Here is a 14,504-nt window from a genome sequence, read left to right as displayed (position 1 = left end):
ATTTGTCAAGATGTTTGAGTCCAACGGGTGTTATGCGGCTGCCGTCTGGTCCTCCTGTTCGGTTGGTTTGGGTGGGTTGATCGCGGCCGCCTCGGGTAGGTCGATGATCTTGGGTGCGTGATCGCGACCGAACCGCTGCGGGTGGCGTGCTCGGGCGTCGGCGAGCACGATCCGTCGCTGGGTGTCCTTGACGGCGGCCAGGCCGTAGAACACGTCTGCGGGGGTGTGTAGACCGATGCTGCTGTGATGGTGTTCGTGGTTGTACCAGGCCACGAAGGAGTCCATGAAATCTCTTGCGTGGTGGATGGATTCAAAGCGATCTGGGAATGTCGGCGCGTACTTAAGGGTCTTGAACCACGACTCGCTGTAGGGATTGTCATTGGAGACCTTGGGTCGCGAATGCGAACGGGTCACTCCCAGCTCCGCGAGCAGGCCGGCGACGCTGTTGCTGGTCATCGAGGTGCCCCGGTCGGCGTGCACGACGTGCGGGATGCCGTAGGTGCCGAAGATCTGCTCCATCAGCTCCTTGGCCAGCACCCCGCATTCGCGGGCATGCACGTGCACGCCGACGATGTAACGCGAGTAGATGTCGATCATCACGTAGGCGTCGTAGTAGACGCCTTTGACCGGGCCGGCCAGTTTGGTGATGTCCCATGAGTACACCTGCCGCGGTGCAGTCGCCACCAACTCCGGGCAGACCGCCTTGCGGTGGCGAGCCAGCCGACGTCGCTCTTTGACCTGCTTGTGGGCGCCCAGAATGCGATACATCGTCGAGATCGAGCACAGGTAGGTGTCCTCGTCGAGCAGCGTGGCCCACACCTGCATCGGGGTGGTGTCGACGAACCGGGCGCTGTTGAGCTCGTCGAGGACCCGCGCGCATTCAGCGGTCGTGAGCTTGTTGACCGGCACCCGCGCCACCGGATCGCGCGGCGCCGGAGCCGGCTTGGCCCGCCGCAACGCCGTCGAGCGGTGCATGCCGGTCAACACCGCCGCAACCCGGGTGCTGACCCCGTGGGTGCGTAGCTCATTCCAGGCGTCCATCAGCGCTTCGTCGGCTTGTTGTCCGGCTCCGCGCTCTCGGAGAGACTCTCCAAGAGCGCGTGTGCTTTTCCCATGATCTCCAAGGCCGCCTCGGTGGTCGTCAGCCGCTTGTTCGTCTTATCGAGTTCGCGTTTGAGCCGGGCGATCTCAACCTGCTCGGCAGTGAGTCGCCCGACCTTCGCCCCGGCCGGCTTGCCGTCCAGGACGCCGGCATCGCGCTGTTTGCGCCATTCGCTGATCAGCGAGGAGTACAGGCCCTCACGGCGCAGGTAACCACCGCCATCATTGGTCTCGCAGGCCTGTTCGTAGGCGGCCAGGTGCGCGAGCTTGTCGGCCGGGCTAAACGAGCGCCGCCGCTGCGGGCCACCAGCACGTGGACGTGTTGAATCCATGTGCGCATTCTCCCCGGCGGAAGCCAGGCTGGAAATCGTCATCTTCGGGTTGATCCGTATCTCGCCCTGCAGGCGGGTTGCTATGAACCACTGGACTCAACTCACCTTGACATGCAGGGACCCCGCGTTCCCCGTAGACGATCACATGCTGCCCAAGCTGTTGGACAGCGCTCATGACACCGCCAAGCTCAGCGGTTCTGCCCTTGAACATGTCACGGTCTTCTGTCGGCGCGGATGGCCTGAAGATCGTGTGGAGTATCGCCTCCTGCGCGGCAAGCGATAGGGAGTCGTTATCGAACGGCAGCGTCACCAGACAAGTTCAACATAGGGAGCGCCCATCTTCAACTAAACGGGCATGTGCGTCAACTAAGGGCCGTTTTGCTCATACTATGACCGCCAGTGGCGCCGCTGCGAAACCGCGTGACTCGAACGTGTTATCGAATGGACGACTGCTAGGTGCCGCCATGCTCGCGTTCCTCAACTGTCAACCTCCTCGGACGTCGTAAGTCAACTAACCTGGCCACTTCCTCAACTAATCGCCTTTGAGCTCCAACTGTCGTCAACAACGCGGCGCGGGAGGCTCCACCGGGTTGTTAGACCAGTCAGTTTCACCGTGCTGCGTTGCCGCGGCCCCGTGCTCACCTGGGATAACGTTCGCACCGTGGCGCAGCACAACGAGGTGGAGTTCGAGCGGGAGATCGCTGAGCACCTGGCAGCGCACGGTTGGTTGTACTCCCCGAACGACGCCGGCTATGACCGTGAGCGGGCCCTGTTTCCGGAGGATGTGCTGGGTTGGTTGGCCGATACGCAGCCGGAGCAGTTGGAGAAGGTGGTCAAGCCCGGGTCGAAGGACATCGCAAAGCAGCAGGCCCAGCTGCTGGACCGGGTCGTGAAAGTCCTTGACACTCCGTTGGATAGCGGTGGCGGAACCCTGAATTTGCTCCGCAAGGGGTTTTCGCATCTGGCGGCGAAGTTTCAGATGTGTGTGTTCAAGCCGGAGTCGACGCTGAACGTCAAGCGCAACGCTGACTATGTGGCGGTGCGGTTGCGGGTGATGCGCCAGGTCCATTTCTCCACCTCCGATCAGCGGTCGGTGGATCTGGTGTTCTTCGTCAACGGCCTGCCGGTCGCGACGGCGGAGCTGAAGACGGATTTCACCCAGACGGTCGCGGACGCGATCACCCAGTACAAGACGACCCGGCTGCCGAAGGACCCCGCCACTGGTGTGGTGCAACCGTTGTTCGTTTCGGGGGCGCGGGCGTTGGTGCATTTCGCGGTGTCCAACGATGAGGTGTGGATGACGACCCGGCTGGCGGGGGAGAAGACGCATTTCCTGCCGTTCAACCGCGGCAGTGAGGATGGCGGTGCGGGCAACCCGGTCAACCCGAATGGTTCTCGGACGTCGTATTTGTGGGAGCGGGTGTGGCAGCGTGACGCGTGGCTGAACATCCTGGGCCGGCTGATGTACATCAAGCACGAGACGCGCACCGATCCGATCAGCGGGATGACGAGTAAGTCGGCGACGCTGCGGTTCCCGCGTTTTCATCAGTGGGAGGCCGTCAGCAACCTCACCGCAGCGGTCACCGACGAGGGGGTGGGGAAGCGGTATTTGATCCAGCATTCGGCCGGCTCTGGGAAGACCGATTCGATCGCCTGGGCCGCGCACCGGATGGCCAGGCTGCAGGTCGGTGATGAGAAGGTCTTCGACTCGGTGATCGTGGTGACCGACCGCAATGTGTTGGATGCCCAGCTGCAGGATGCGATTAAGCAGGTCGACAACGACGCCGGCATCGTCGTCGCGATCGACCGGGATGAGGCCGCCAAAGCCGGCGGCTCGAAGTCGGGGCTGCTGGCGGAGGCGTTGACGGCCGGCAAGTTGATCATCGTCGTCACGATTCAGACGTTCCCGTTCGCGATGGAGGAGATCCGGAAGAACAAGGGGCTGAAGGGGAAAACGTTCGCGGTTATCGCTGATGAGGCGCACTCCTCGCAGTCCGGGCAGACCGCCTCCAAGCTCAAGGCCGTCTTGACCGCCGAGGAACTGAAAGTCATCGATGATGGCGGGGAGATCGATGTGGAGGCGGTGCTGGCCGCGGAGGCGACTGAGCGTGCGGCGTCGGCGAACATCTCCTACTTCGCGTTCACCGCCACCCCAAAAGCCAAAACCTTGGAGCTGTTCGGGCGCAGGCCTTCACCGGATGAGCCGCCGGCGCCGTTTCACGCGTACACGATGAAGCAGGCGATCGAGGAGGGCTACATCCTCGATGTGCTCACCGGGTATCACTCGTTCAAGCTGGCGTTCCAGATCGGGCAGAACGTCAAGCACGACGAGGAAGTGGACCAGTCCCAGGCCACCAAGGCGGTGATGGGGTGGGTGAAGCTGAACCCGCAGACCATCTCGCAGAAGGCCGCGATCATGGTCGAGCACTTCCGGGAGAACGTCGCACCGCTGCTGGATGGGCACGCCAAGGCGATGGTCGTCACCGACTCTCGCAAGGCCGCGGTCCGCTACAAACTCGCCATTGACGACTACATCGCGAAGAAGGGCTACGGCTACGGCACCCTGGTCGCGTTCTCCGGCACCGTGCATGACCCGGAGTCCGGGCCGGATGACTTCTCCGAGACGACGATGAATCCGGGGGTACGGGATCTGCGGACCGCGTTTGCTGGTGATGACCGCCAGATCATGATCGTCGCCAATAAGTTCCAGACCGGGTTCGACCAGCCGCTGCTGTGCGGCATGTACGTCGACCGGATCTTGTCCGGGGTCACCGCCGTGCAGACCCTGTCCCGACTCAACCGCACGTACCGCACCCCGTCGGGGGTGCAGAAGGACGCGGGCATGACCCAGGTGGTGGACTTCGTCAACGAACCCACCGCGATCCAAGAGGCCTTCGAGCCGTACTACACCGACGCGTACCTGGAAACCGAGACCGACCCGAACCTGGTGCACGACCTGTCGGCCAAGCTCGACACCGCCGGCATTTACACCCAAGCCGAGATCGACCAGTGCGCCGACGCATATGTGAAAGGCAAAGGGAACAACGCTCTCTGGGCCGCGGTGGACCCGGGCAAGAAGCGTTTCGCCGACTGCTACCATGCGGCGTTGATCCACAATGGCGGCGAGGGTGACAAGGCCGCACTCGATGAGCTGGACATGTTCCGCAAGGACGTCGGAACGTTCGTGCGGCTCTATGACTTCATGTCCCAGATCATCGACTACGGCGACCCCGAGCTGGAGAAGAAACAGACCTACCTGCGGCTGCTGGAACGGGTCATCCGCCCGGACAACTACACCGCGCCGATCGACCTGTCCGATGTGGTGCTCAAGAAAGTCACCCAAGTTGACCGCGGCAGGGTCGACATCGGCCTCAGCGCCCGCGTCGGCCTGGTTGGTGTCACCGCCGCCGGGTCTGGGGAGAAACGGGACCCCACCATGGTCGCGCTGCAGCAAGTCCTCGACCGGCTCAACGACCTCTTCGGCTCCGAGGACTTCACCAAGGCGCAGAAGGAATCGTTTGTGGAGTCGTTGCTGAGCACCCTGCTGGCGAATCAAGCACTGGTTCAGCAGGCGAAGGTGAACACCGCCAAGCAGTTCATCGAATCCCCCGACTTCGACGATGCCGTCACCGGTGCCGTCGCCGACAATCACGGGGCGCACGAGAAGATGAGCGACTACTTCTTCACCAACGCCCCCGGCCGGGACCACCTCATTTCTGACATCGCGAAGTGGTTCTACCAAGTTGTGTCGGCAGAGAGCGCGACGACCGAGCGTTGAAGGGGACAACGGAGGATGGACACAACCTCGGCAATCGCAATCGCCGGTTTGGGTACGGCGACCATCGGAACCCTCGCCGTGCCGTGGCTGCAGAACTATTTCACTCGCAGGCGAGAAGAGGCGGCGCGACTGGATGAGCGGAGGTATGCGGCGTACGTCGACGCGATTACCTACGCGCAGTACGTCGAAGTCCGCGTTAACAACCTGACAACCGAGCCTTACTACAGGGGAAGCCGCTCGTACGCACCCCATCCGGACGAGATCCTCATACGAGCGAAACTGCATCTCGTTGCGCCGGTGGAAGTTTCGCATGCATTCGATGGGCTCGTAGAGGCATGGGAAAGCGTTGCTTGGAATGTCAATGAAGTCGGACCCCAGGGGCCAGACGGTGAGTTCTTCGCAGACAAAGATCAGCCAGATGTTGTTCGGCTCTGCGCTGCCCTGGAGGCGCTCAAGGCGGCAGTCCGAACGAAGCCGTGAACTTGGCCGGACACTGAGTTCAACGCGTAATTTGAGACCTTAGTAGCCGAGTCATACCTGGTCGCGCGCGGTCGTGTGTACGATGGGCAGACGCGCCGTGCCTATTCGTGCGGTGGGCTGAGGCTAAGGCCGGTCGTCCTTCGCGACTGATTCTTGTAGGCCAGGCGCGATCGCAACTCCGAGCCTGCCTCGCTTGCCCGCGGCGCAGCCTGTTCGTGCGCCTAGGCCTCCGGGGCGAGAACCCCTACTTGCCGGACAGGCCGATACTCTCCCATGTGCCCTCGTAGCCGCGACACTCTTTCAAGACTGGGGGCTCGTCGATCTCCTTCAGGTACCGGTTAACAATGACCAATCCGTACATGTGCAACCCGTGCATGTACCGCGAGAACTCGCTTATATCGATCATGAGCTTTTCGCCGACCTGTGCCCGGGTGGGGTATCTCCCCACGAACTGGGCGTCCGCTACGCCCCCACGGTGTGCCCACACATGCCGTACTTGCTGAGCAGCAAACACTGAATCCTTCACGTTCTCGGGTACCTCTCCACTCAGTGACAAGTGGTCCAGTAGATCCTCAAACTGGTTCACTCCCAGCTTTTTTGGTCCGCTCGTGTTTCGCGTGATCTCGTACAGCACTGCCTGAGCGCGTTCCTCTCCGGATGCAAGGGCAGCCCTCATGGAGAGCTTGATCCTCGCGAACCTCTCACCCTCGAGGAGCTCTGGCTGCGCGACAATCAAAGCCGTAAACGTATCCTCCACGAATCGTTCAAATGCTCCCCACAGTCCGAGCAGTGCATGAGCGTGGAGCGTAGGGAAGCCCGCCCGAATCTCGCCTTCCGCTTTACCGGCTTTCCACCTGTCTGGCTGAATCTCTTCATCCGTGTAACCCAGTAGATGCAGGGTTTGCGGACGCAGAGACACATGCCGGAACCCTTCGTGCGTGAGATGAATGAGTGCTTCGGTATCTTCTGAGTATTCCTGCCAGGCCTTATACGGTGCCAGCAAGGATCCCAGCAGGACGGGCTGACCCGATGTGCTCGACATTGAGGCATCTTCTCATTCGTGCGGTTCGTAAAGCGGGTTGACAAGTCGCTCCGCCTCGATCCTCGTAAGCGCCCGCAACACCTATTGGCTATCGACGGTCCTTGGCGCACTGGCCCCGCGGGCGTCTTCTTCTGTCGTCATGACCGACCGGCTAGTGTGGCCGATCCGCGTCACGACTTGGCTGGACGCGCTTTGGCTCGCCAGGCATTTTTGGGTAGTCAGGCGGGAAATTCATCTCGGCTGGATTGGTGTTCCAGAGGTCCAGAAGAGGATTGATGGTGCATCGCTTCGCGTCCATGTCCTGCCATGGGTTGCCCTTGTTCTCATATCTGCTGGGGACCGTGAGCACGTTCAGCTCACGGGGGTCGCTTAGGCCAGCCAGATCGTCCCAAGTCAGCGGCGTAGATACCGGTGCGCCCTCCCGAGCCCGCGGCGACCACGCCGAGGCGATTGTCCGGTCACGGCAGTTCTGGTTGAAGTCGACGAACACGCGATCACCGCGCAGCTCACGCCACCACTGAGTGGTTACCCCGTCATCGCGTTGCTCGAGTTCCCTGCCGAATGCGATCGCGGCATGGCGTACGTCGTCGAAGCTCCAGTCAGGGGTGATCGGTACGTAGATGTGCACGCCGCGCCCGCCGGACGTCTTGCAGAACCCGGTCATTCCGAGGGCGTTCAGCAGATTGCCAGCCTTGAGAGCGACGCGGACGGTTTCGCCGAACGGGATTCCAGGTTGGGGATCCAGATCGATTCGAAGCTCGTCAGGCTTGTCCAGGGAGTCGGGATTCTGCGTGCGTCGGACGGGCCATGGATGAAACGTGATCGTCCCCATTTGCATGCACCACGCGAGCACCGCAGGTTCGGTCGGGCAGAGTTCGATCGCTGTGCGGCCTGAAGGAAAAGTGATCTCGACGCCCTGTACGTAGTCGGGGACCGACCGAGGTAGGTGCTTCTGATAGAAGCCAGCCGCGTCCTTTCCTCGGCCAACGTGCATCCCGGGCTGCACCCCATTGGGCCAGCGCTCCAGCGTCGTCGGTCGATCGCGGAGTGCGCCGAGAAGCGGGTCTGCCATCTTGACCACGTACTCGACCATGTCGAGTTTGGTGATCGCCCGTGTGGTCTCAGTCGCGGGAAAGATCACTCGAGAGGCGTGCGAGACCTCTACCGTCCGGGTCATTCTTCCCTCAGGTTCGACCTGGACCTCGACATTTCCCTGCTTTGCCATCGCTACCTCGGATCCGTCGGCCCGGTTGCTCTCCAGTCTCCCACTTTGCACTCTCGCGGTCTCCAGGCAATCGGTGCACCTCGCGTCCAATCCTGGACCGATTCGAAGATCTCGTTGTCCCGGCCGGCTCGCGCACGAGCTGATCTGCCGAGATGCGACCGGTGCTTGTTTGATGGCAACTGGCCCGCCTCGACCCCGACTGCGTGGTGCATCAGATCAAAGAGAAGCTCGGCACCCTGCACGACTACTTCTGGCCCGGCAGCGCCGACGGAACCTCGGAACTGTTCGACGCCATGTATGCCAGCACCGACGACACCGAACGCGCCCTCTGCGCTTCCTGTGTCAAGAGCTTGAGAATTGGGGAGTGAGTACGCAGCGTCATCTGTTTTGCGTGGATTCGCGTCGCCAAACGCCAAGGATGTCTGAGCGCAACGGGTAGCCGCCCTTGAGTGGAGGCCGCTTCCCGGCCTCAAACTTGGCGGCGAGTTCACGCAGCCGTTCGGCGCCTTGCGCGGACCATTGGTTGCGGATTGCCCAGGAGTAGATCGCGTCCGGTAACAGGCGATAGCCGCCGTCTTTGAGCGTTCGCAGGACGGCCACTGCGTCGCGATGGTCCAGTGATCCAGCGAGGTTGTTTCCCATGTTCACCATGGCGGTGAGCGTTTTCAGACCTTCGACAATCACCGGATCGAGCTCGGCACTCTCGGTGACAGCCGCCGGTCCGAGAAGTTCCGGCGATTCTGCAGCCGCCCAAGCATCGACTTCGCCCTTCCCCCAGGGGACGACACACAGCGCCGCCGTCCGAGGATCATCAGCGATCTCGCCGAGCTTCTCCCGTGTCGGCCAGGCGGCCAGCACCGGGCCACCGTGCCACTCGCGCGGCCGGCTGCGCCATGTCGCCACCGTGACTCCGGTGCGCTTGACGAACTCAGACAGCAGCGAATTATGGTCCACATTGGCTCGGCCTGGCGCGACGATCAACGGTGCTCCGCCGACCTCAGAGACCTTCTTCATCAGCCAACGCAGCCCATCACGAAGGCCTTGGTCGCCGTGATCGGGGCCTGCGGTCAGCGCCTTCGGGTAATTGCGTTCTGTCCGCCCAAACATAGCCTCATCATGCACGAGCTGACCGACACATCTTCAGTTTCGGTTGAGGCCAAACTCGCGTCATCTGCGCATGCCGGTAATGGGATTCGGCAGCGTCGACCTCGGTGGAGGAGGTGCTAGGCCCAAAACGCCCGCAGGATGCTGAATAGAAAATGCCGGGCGTGGTGAGTTCTGACCTTTAAGCCGTCGCTGCTGTGGCCGGAGAACGCGAGGTCACGCAGAGCGACCTCGCCACCATGGCCGTCACGCGCGTAAGACATCCACCGCCACTCTGTCGCCCCGGGGCGGATCTGTCGGTGGCCGGCGGTAGCGTTGGCGATCCGAGCAGAGGGGGATCATGGAACTCACCGAGGCCCAGTGGCGGACGGCCATACGCCACGCCACTGCCGCCAACTTCCCAGGTCCCGGCTCTAGAATTGCGCCTAACGTCGTCATGCTGACGCTTGCCGCCGTCGTCGGTGATGTTGAGCAGATCACGGCGTCCCATGCTCAGTACTCGGAGGCTCCGGCGACCTGGCGAATCTGGGCGCTCACGCGGTCCGGGCTGACACAGGTCGAAGCGACTTTCGACGCCGACCGCTACGACGCGATCGAAGACCGGCAGCGCCGACAACCCCGGACCGTTTCAAAGCCGCCCGTCGAGCCGAAGGCGCTGACCGCTCGAATGCTGCCGCTGCGCACCGCGTCGTCTTTCGCCGTGATGCGGGTGTACCACCATTCCGGAGTTGGGCCGATCGGAGACTTCGCTGAAGACTTCACGCCACTGGAAATCGAGATCGGTTTTGGTCGGTCCTCGGTGAGCGTCGGCATCGACACCATGTTCGACGACCAAGCCAAACGAGAGCGCTGGGAGGAGTTTGTCTCCGCCGCGCGGCAGGCGGTCATGACGGGAGGATCCGAATGAGGGTGTTCATCAGTAGCGTCCGGCGAGGGCTTGAAGAGGAGCGCGACGCCCTGCCCGGGCTGATCACTGCGATCGGCCATACGCCGGTCCAGTTTGAGGACTTCACCGCACAGACAGTGCCGAGCCGGGAAGCGTGCCTGGCGGGCGTCCAAAGCTCCGACGCCTATGTGCTGCTCGTCGGGCCTCATTACGGCCATGTCTTCGAAGACACCGGACAGTCCGCCACCCACGATGAATGGATGGCTGCGACGGTGGCAGGAATGCCGCGCGTGGTCTACCGCAAGGCGGACGTGGAACTGGACGCCGACCAGACTGCGTTCGTCGCGGAGATCGAGGACTACGGAGCAGGCGTGTTTCGCGACACGTTCAGCTCCACCGCGGAGTTGCAGACTAAGGTGGCAGGCAAGGTCCGGGAACTTGCCGAGACCAGCGGGCCGCTCAACTTCACACCAATGACTGAGGCGCCGGTAATCCAGTGGCGCAACCAATTTGCACTGGGCGGCCATGGGCAACAATTCTCTCCGGCCACGCTCGAAGTCCATGTGCTTCCGTCGCCTGGAGCTCCGCTATCAGCGCGGGCCCTCGCCCTAGTGGGGGATGCGTTGGCCGGCCGCATGCGGCGTAGCGGTTTGGTTGATGAGCGCGCTGGCTTGGATACGCGCACTGCGCAGGATGCGATCTATCTGGCGTTCGGGGACGAACCTCCCACAGGGTGGAATTCCGCCGCTGAAGGACGAACGCTGGGACTGCGCATCAGCAGCAGCGGCCAAGTGTCGGCGTGGGCGTCGCTACCCCGCGACGGGCTTGGGTCGATTCTCGATCCCACACAACTACCCCTCCAGATCGCGAGCTTGCTGCGGTTAATCAGCCACGCGCAAGCGATCTCGTCAGCGCACGTCGCGATCGCCGTTGGTGTCGCGCCGGTAAGCACCTTGTCGATCGGCAAAGTGTCCGATATGCCGCGGCGCTCGGCGCAACTTCTCAAGCTGTCGGACCAGCCGCTACGGGTCGAGCCCGACGAACTAGTGACGGTGACCGCGCTCGACGCCGGCGCGCCTGAGGTCGGTGGCATCCTGAGCCGCCGGTTGATTGAGGCATTCCACCTACACCGCTGATCCGCCAGGGCGACGAAATCGCCCTGCCGTTCTCCCGCTGGGGTCAAGTCTTCGGAGAAGCCACCATCGCCTCGGCGATGATCGACCGCATCGTCCACCACGCCGACGTCATCGCGCTCAAAGGCTCCAGCTACCGCATCAAACACACCGCGATCGACACACTGCCCTCCGTGGAAGCCGATCGTCAGGCAGACTCTACCCCGTAAACCTGCTCACTATTCAGCCGGAGCAGGCTGTTCAGGATTCAGCCGGAGCCGACACAATCGCACAGCCCTGAACTACCCGGAGAACCGAACTATCCGAAGATGCCGGGGGAGCCGCCGCGGGTGCAGCCCAGCAAGAAGGTCGCCGCGCACTGGGATGCGGAGGGAAACCCGACCGGAAAAAACTGAGTGGCAAACGCCCGATCTCAGTCGATCCGCGCGGGTGCCCCAGCAAAGAGGTCGCGAGAACTGGGGCGAGGCGAATAACTCAATCGAAAGTCCCTGAGCAGCAGCACCGTTCAGTTCGGTCAGCGGATCGGGCTAGGCGCCCCACCTGCGCCGGCGCCAACCTCCGCCGCATCCCATACGCCCGCCGGATAGCCGGGCTTGGAACGCCTGCAGATGGTTCTCGGAGGCGGCCCGCAGGTTTCCGTACACCTTCCGGAGGACCGCTTCGTCACTGCCTTCTGTGGCCGCCGAGAGGTCGGCGATGTCGCCGGTTTCGAGTTCGACTCCGACCTTGTACGCATCCTCGACCGAGGAGAGACCCCGGGCCAGCCAGCCGTCATAGGCGGCTTGCAGTTCGGCGTCGGCGTACGAACCCGGCCCACGCCCCACTGACGGGTCCGGGACACCGTAGCGCGCCAGCAACCGCCCGACCGCGTCGTAGTGCCGCTGTTCGCTGGCCGCGATGTTGCCGAAGATCGGCACACCCCAGGCCTGGTGGAACCGCAGGTACAGATCGCGTGCCAGGCGTTCCTCCTCTCGCATCAGGACCAGATCGGCCCGCTCGCCGTCGGACAGGGGGCCGACGGCCGTCGGTTCCGGGTTGTCGTCCATGTTCATTCGATCGCTTCCGTTCCTGTCCGTCGGTCGGGCGCTACACCGGGTGGGGCTCCGGTCAGGCGCCGTCCTTCACCCGGATTGCGGCCTCGACCTCGTCGGCGGGGATGTCCTTGGTGCAGAAGTACCAGTCCGCACACTCGACGTCGCGGGCCTGGCCCTCCATGCGTTCCTTCGCGGTCCCGCACGAGCCCGCAGGCGGCACGATGACCCGCTCGCCGGGCTGCCAGTCCGCAGGCGTCGCGACCCCGAAGTGATCTGCCGTCTGCAGCGCCTTGACCACGCGCAGCACCTCATCGACATTCCGGCCGGTGCTCAAGGGGTAGTAGAGGATCGTGCGGATGACACCCTTGGGGTCGATGACGAACACTGCGCGCACCGCCTCGGTGGAGTGTTCGGCCGGCATGATCATCCCGTACTTGTGAGCGACCTTCATCGAGATGTCCTCGATGAGCGGGAAGGTGACTTCGATGTCCTTCATGTCCCGGTAGGCGATCTTGTCCTTGATCGAGCGCAACCAGGCGATGTGGCTGTAGAGGCCGTCGACGGAGAGGCCCAGCAGTTCGGTGTTGTAGGCCGCAAACTGCTGCTGCATCGCGGCGAAGGTCATGAACTCGCTGGTGCATACCGGGGTGAAGTCCGCCGGATGGGAGAAGAAGATCACCCACTTGCCGGCGTAGTCGGCCGGAAAATTGACCTCGCCTTGGGTGGTGGTAGCGGTGAAAGCCGGTGCGGGCTCACCGATGCGCGGCATGCTCGTGACGGGGTACCTCGGTGGCAGTCATTGTCGTGGTCCTCTCGGGCGGGACTGCCGGTCGATCCTTGGCGATCGCCACTGACAGTCCCCGCATGTCTGATGTGACACCATCAAGAACCGATACCCATGGGGGTATATTCCCGACTCTGCGAAGACGAACTGGACCCCGATCCCCCCGCCGTCGCGCCACACCGCAACCAGCGCGGGCCGCCGCGGTGATGACCCGCTACCAGGGAATCGCCGGCGCCGCCGCGCTGCAATTGCCGACGGCCACCCCCGCCCTGGCCATCGGGCGCGCGCACTGCGCGGCGACCGCTTCCGATCGCGGCTACCGCTACGAGTTCGTCGACTAGGACACCGAAAGACCCAGAGTGGAGGAACCCGTCGTCGAACCCCGGGCATCGGCCTCGGACCAGGGCGCCGGACCCGTGGGTGCAAAGGGGGAGCCCGTCGGCCTGACCGTGGTGGCCGACGGCGGCGGCGGTCCCGCTGTTGCTCGGAACCTGTAGTGATCCGGTCAGCTGACCGGGCCGGGTACCAGGGTGACCGCCGCGCTCTGCGGCGTCCCGGAACGATCCGTCCACTCCATGGTGACCACGTCGCCGCCGTGGCGCTGGTCGAGCAGACCGGTCAGGGTATTTGCCGAGTCGATGGGGGTCCCGTCGATGGCGCGCAGCGTGTCACCGGGCACCAGCCCGACCTGGGCCGCGGGTCCGTCGCGCAGCACCGACCGCACGGGCAGCCCGTCGGGCCGGTTACGCCCGCCGGCGTCGATGCCGATGCCGATCATCGCCGACGGCCCGATGTGGACATACGGGGTGCCGGCGCCGGAGCGGATCTCGTTGGCCAGGGCGACGGCCTTGTCGATCGGGATCGCGAAGCCCTCGCCGGCGGGATCGGACCCGCCGTCGAGGCGGTAGTTGATGGTGGCGGCCGCGTTCATGCCGACGACCTGGCCCGCCGTGTTGACCAGCGCGCCACCGGAATCCCCGGCGCGCAGGTTGGTCGACGACTCGATCAGCCCGCCCATCTCGTGGGAGGTGTTGGTGGTCTCGTCGGAGACGTCGACCACGCGGCTGAGGCTGGTGATCTTGCCGGTTTCCCGGGTCAGCGGGTGCCCGGTGCCGTTGGCGTTGCCGATGGTCAGCACCGCGTCACCCAGCGCCAGGCTCGACGACGAACCCAGCGGTGCGACCGGCAGACCCGCCGCGCCGCGCAGGGCGATGACGGCGACGTCGTTGGTGCGCGAATAGCCGAGCACGTCGGCGTCGAACACCTGGCCGGTGGCCACGCTGGTGGCCCTGATGGAGTTCGCGCCCTGCACGACGTGGTGGTTGGTCAGCACCACCCCGTCGGACGACAGGATGATGCCGGTGCCGTTGCCGACCAGGCCCTGGAAGTCGTTGAGGGTGTCGATCTGCACCAGCCCGGGCTCCACCTGGGCGGCGACCACGTTCGCGTCGACCTGGGTGGTCGGGTTGGCGTGCACCGTCGCGGGCGCGGCCAGCGGGGCCGCCACGGTGAGCAGCGCGGCCACGATCAGGGCCGGCCATTTGGGCAGCCGTCGACGGAGAGGTTCGTTCACGACCATGTCTGTCTGTCGGCGAATCGGGCCCC

At 63.7% G+C, this 14,504-nt stretch carries 13 protein-coding genes and 2 pseudogenes; 8 read left to right on the top strand and 7 right to left on the bottom strand.

Going from position 1 to position 14,504, the window contains the following annotated elements; translation table 11 throughout:
- Nucleotides 1–30: 30 nt before the first annotated feature.
- A protein-coding gene (locus G6N16_RS01645; RefSeq protein ID WP_110810879.1) for an IS3 family transposase occupies nt 31–1,433 on the bottom strand; the annotation gives its coding sequence in 2 pieces (ribosomal slippage) (nt 31–1,089 and nt 1,092–1,433; 1,401 coding nt in all).
- 661 nt (nt 1,434–2,094) lie between these two features.
- Between G6N16_RS01645 and G6N16_RS01640 the strand changes: the two genes are divergently transcribed.
- Both G6N16_RS01640 and G6N16_RS01635 read left to right on the top strand, forming a co-directional pair.
- Nucleotides 2,095–5,211 (top strand): type I restriction endonuclease subunit R, encoded by a 3,117-nt coding sequence (locus G6N16_RS01640; protein WP_083031582.1) that lies wholly within the window; start codon nt 2,095–2,097, stop codon nt 5,209–5,211.
- A 15-nt stretch (nt 5,212–5,226) separates the two neighbouring features.
- Nucleotides 5,227–5,691 carry a hypothetical protein gene (locus G6N16_RS01635; protein WP_133052948.1) on the top strand — a complete coding sequence of 155 codons (465 nt, stop codon included), beginning with the start codon at nt 5,227–5,229 and terminating at the stop codon, nt 5,689–5,691.
- Between the two features lie 244 nt (nt 5,692–5,935).
- Here G6N16_RS01635 and G6N16_RS01630 read toward each other — a convergent pair whose 3' ends face one another.
- Both G6N16_RS01630 and G6N16_RS01625 read right to left on the bottom strand, forming a co-directional pair.
- Nucleotides 5,936–6,733, bottom strand: coding sequence for a hypothetical protein (locus G6N16_RS01630; protein ID WP_133052947.1), 798 nt, complete (start codon nt 6,731–6,733; stop codon nt 5,936–5,938).
- 151 nt (nt 6,734–6,884) lie between these two features.
- The gene (locus G6N16_RS01625) at nt 6,885–7,958 is read right to left on the bottom strand and encodes a DNA polymerase domain-containing protein (protein WP_083031548.1); all 1,074 of its coding nucleotides are present in this window, start codon (nt 7,956–7,958) and stop codon (nt 6,885–6,887) included.
- A gap of 206 nt (nt 7,959–8,164) precedes the next feature.
- Here G6N16_RS01625 and G6N16_RS01620 point away from each other — a divergent pair, with 206 nt between their 5' ends.
- Nucleotides 8,165–8,326 (top strand): hypothetical protein, encoded by a 162-nt coding sequence (locus G6N16_RS01620; RefSeq protein WP_163787728.1) that lies wholly within the window; start codon nt 8,165–8,167, stop codon nt 8,324–8,326.
- A 10-nt stretch (nt 8,327–8,336) separates the two neighbouring features.
- Here G6N16_RS01620 and G6N16_RS01615 read toward each other — a convergent pair whose 3' ends face one another.
- Nucleotides 8,337–9,065: a DUF1889 family protein gene (locus G6N16_RS01615; RefSeq protein WP_133052946.1), complete on the bottom strand. Its 729-nt coding sequence runs from the start codon at nt 9,063–9,065 to the stop codon at nt 8,337–8,339.
- Between the two features lie 337 nt (nt 9,066–9,402).
- On the opposite strand from G6N16_RS01615, the gene G6N16_RS01610 reads away from it, so the two are divergent.
- From G6N16_RS01610 to G6N16_RS21675, 4 genes and pseudogenes are all read left to right on the top strand, one after another.
- Entirely contained in the window at nt 9,403–9,969 is a 567-nt protein-coding gene (locus tag G6N16_RS01610) for a hypothetical protein (RefSeq protein WP_133052945.1), read from the top strand.
- Nucleotides 9,966–11,084 carry a DUF4062 domain-containing protein gene (locus G6N16_RS01605; protein WP_083031543.1) on the top strand — a complete coding sequence of 373 codons (1,119 nt, stop codon included), beginning with the start codon at nt 9,966–9,968 and terminating at the stop codon, nt 11,082–11,084. Before G6N16_RS01610 ends, G6N16_RS01605 begins: the two co-directional genes overlap by 4 nt.
- Nucleotides 11,085–11,107: 23 nt before the next feature.
- Nucleotides 11,108–11,290: pseudogene (locus G6N16_RS01600) on the top strand (ATP-binding protein); the annotation flags it as partial.
- A gap of 69 nt (nt 11,291–11,359) precedes the next feature.
- A pseudogene (locus tag G6N16_RS21675) lies at nt 11,360–11,476 on the top strand (ATP-dependent DNA ligase); the annotation flags it as partial.
- A gap of 132 nt (nt 11,477–11,608) precedes the next feature.
- On the opposite strand, the gene G6N16_RS01590 reads toward G6N16_RS21675, so the two are convergent.
- Both G6N16_RS01590 and G6N16_RS01585 read right to left on the bottom strand, forming a co-directional pair.
- Nucleotides 11,609–12,133 (bottom strand): DUF2202 domain-containing protein, encoded by a 525-nt coding sequence (locus G6N16_RS01590; protein WP_083031542.1) that lies wholly within the window; start codon nt 12,131–12,133, stop codon nt 11,609–11,611.
- Between the two features lie 55 nt (nt 12,134–12,188).
- Nucleotides 12,189–12,884: a peroxiredoxin gene (locus G6N16_RS01585; protein ID WP_163787727.1), complete on the bottom strand. Its 696-nt coding sequence runs from the start codon at nt 12,882–12,884 to the stop codon at nt 12,189–12,191.
- A gap of 221 nt (nt 12,885–13,105) precedes the next feature.
- Between G6N16_RS01585 and G6N16_RS21915 the strand changes: the two genes are divergently transcribed.
- Nucleotides 13,106–13,240, top strand: a complete 135-nt coding sequence (locus G6N16_RS21915) for a hypothetical protein (protein WP_264026810.1) — start codon at nt 13,106–13,108, stop codon at nt 13,238–13,240.
- A gap of 164 nt (nt 13,241–13,404) precedes the next feature.
- On the opposite strand, the gene G6N16_RS01580 is transcribed toward G6N16_RS21915, so the two are convergent.
- Entirely contained in the window at nt 13,405–14,472 is a 1,068-nt protein-coding gene (locus G6N16_RS01580; protein ID WP_407663612.1) for a S1C family serine protease, read from the bottom strand.
- Nucleotides 14,473–14,504: the final 32 nt, after the last annotated feature.

Origin of the sequence: Mycolicibacterium insubricum (assembly GCF_010731615.1) — a bacterium.
Classification (GTDB): domain Bacteria; phylum Actinomycetota; class Actinomycetes; order Mycobacteriales; family Mycobacteriaceae; genus Mycobacterium; species Mycobacterium insubricum.
This window is presented reverse-complemented; position numbering and strand designations above follow the sequence as displayed.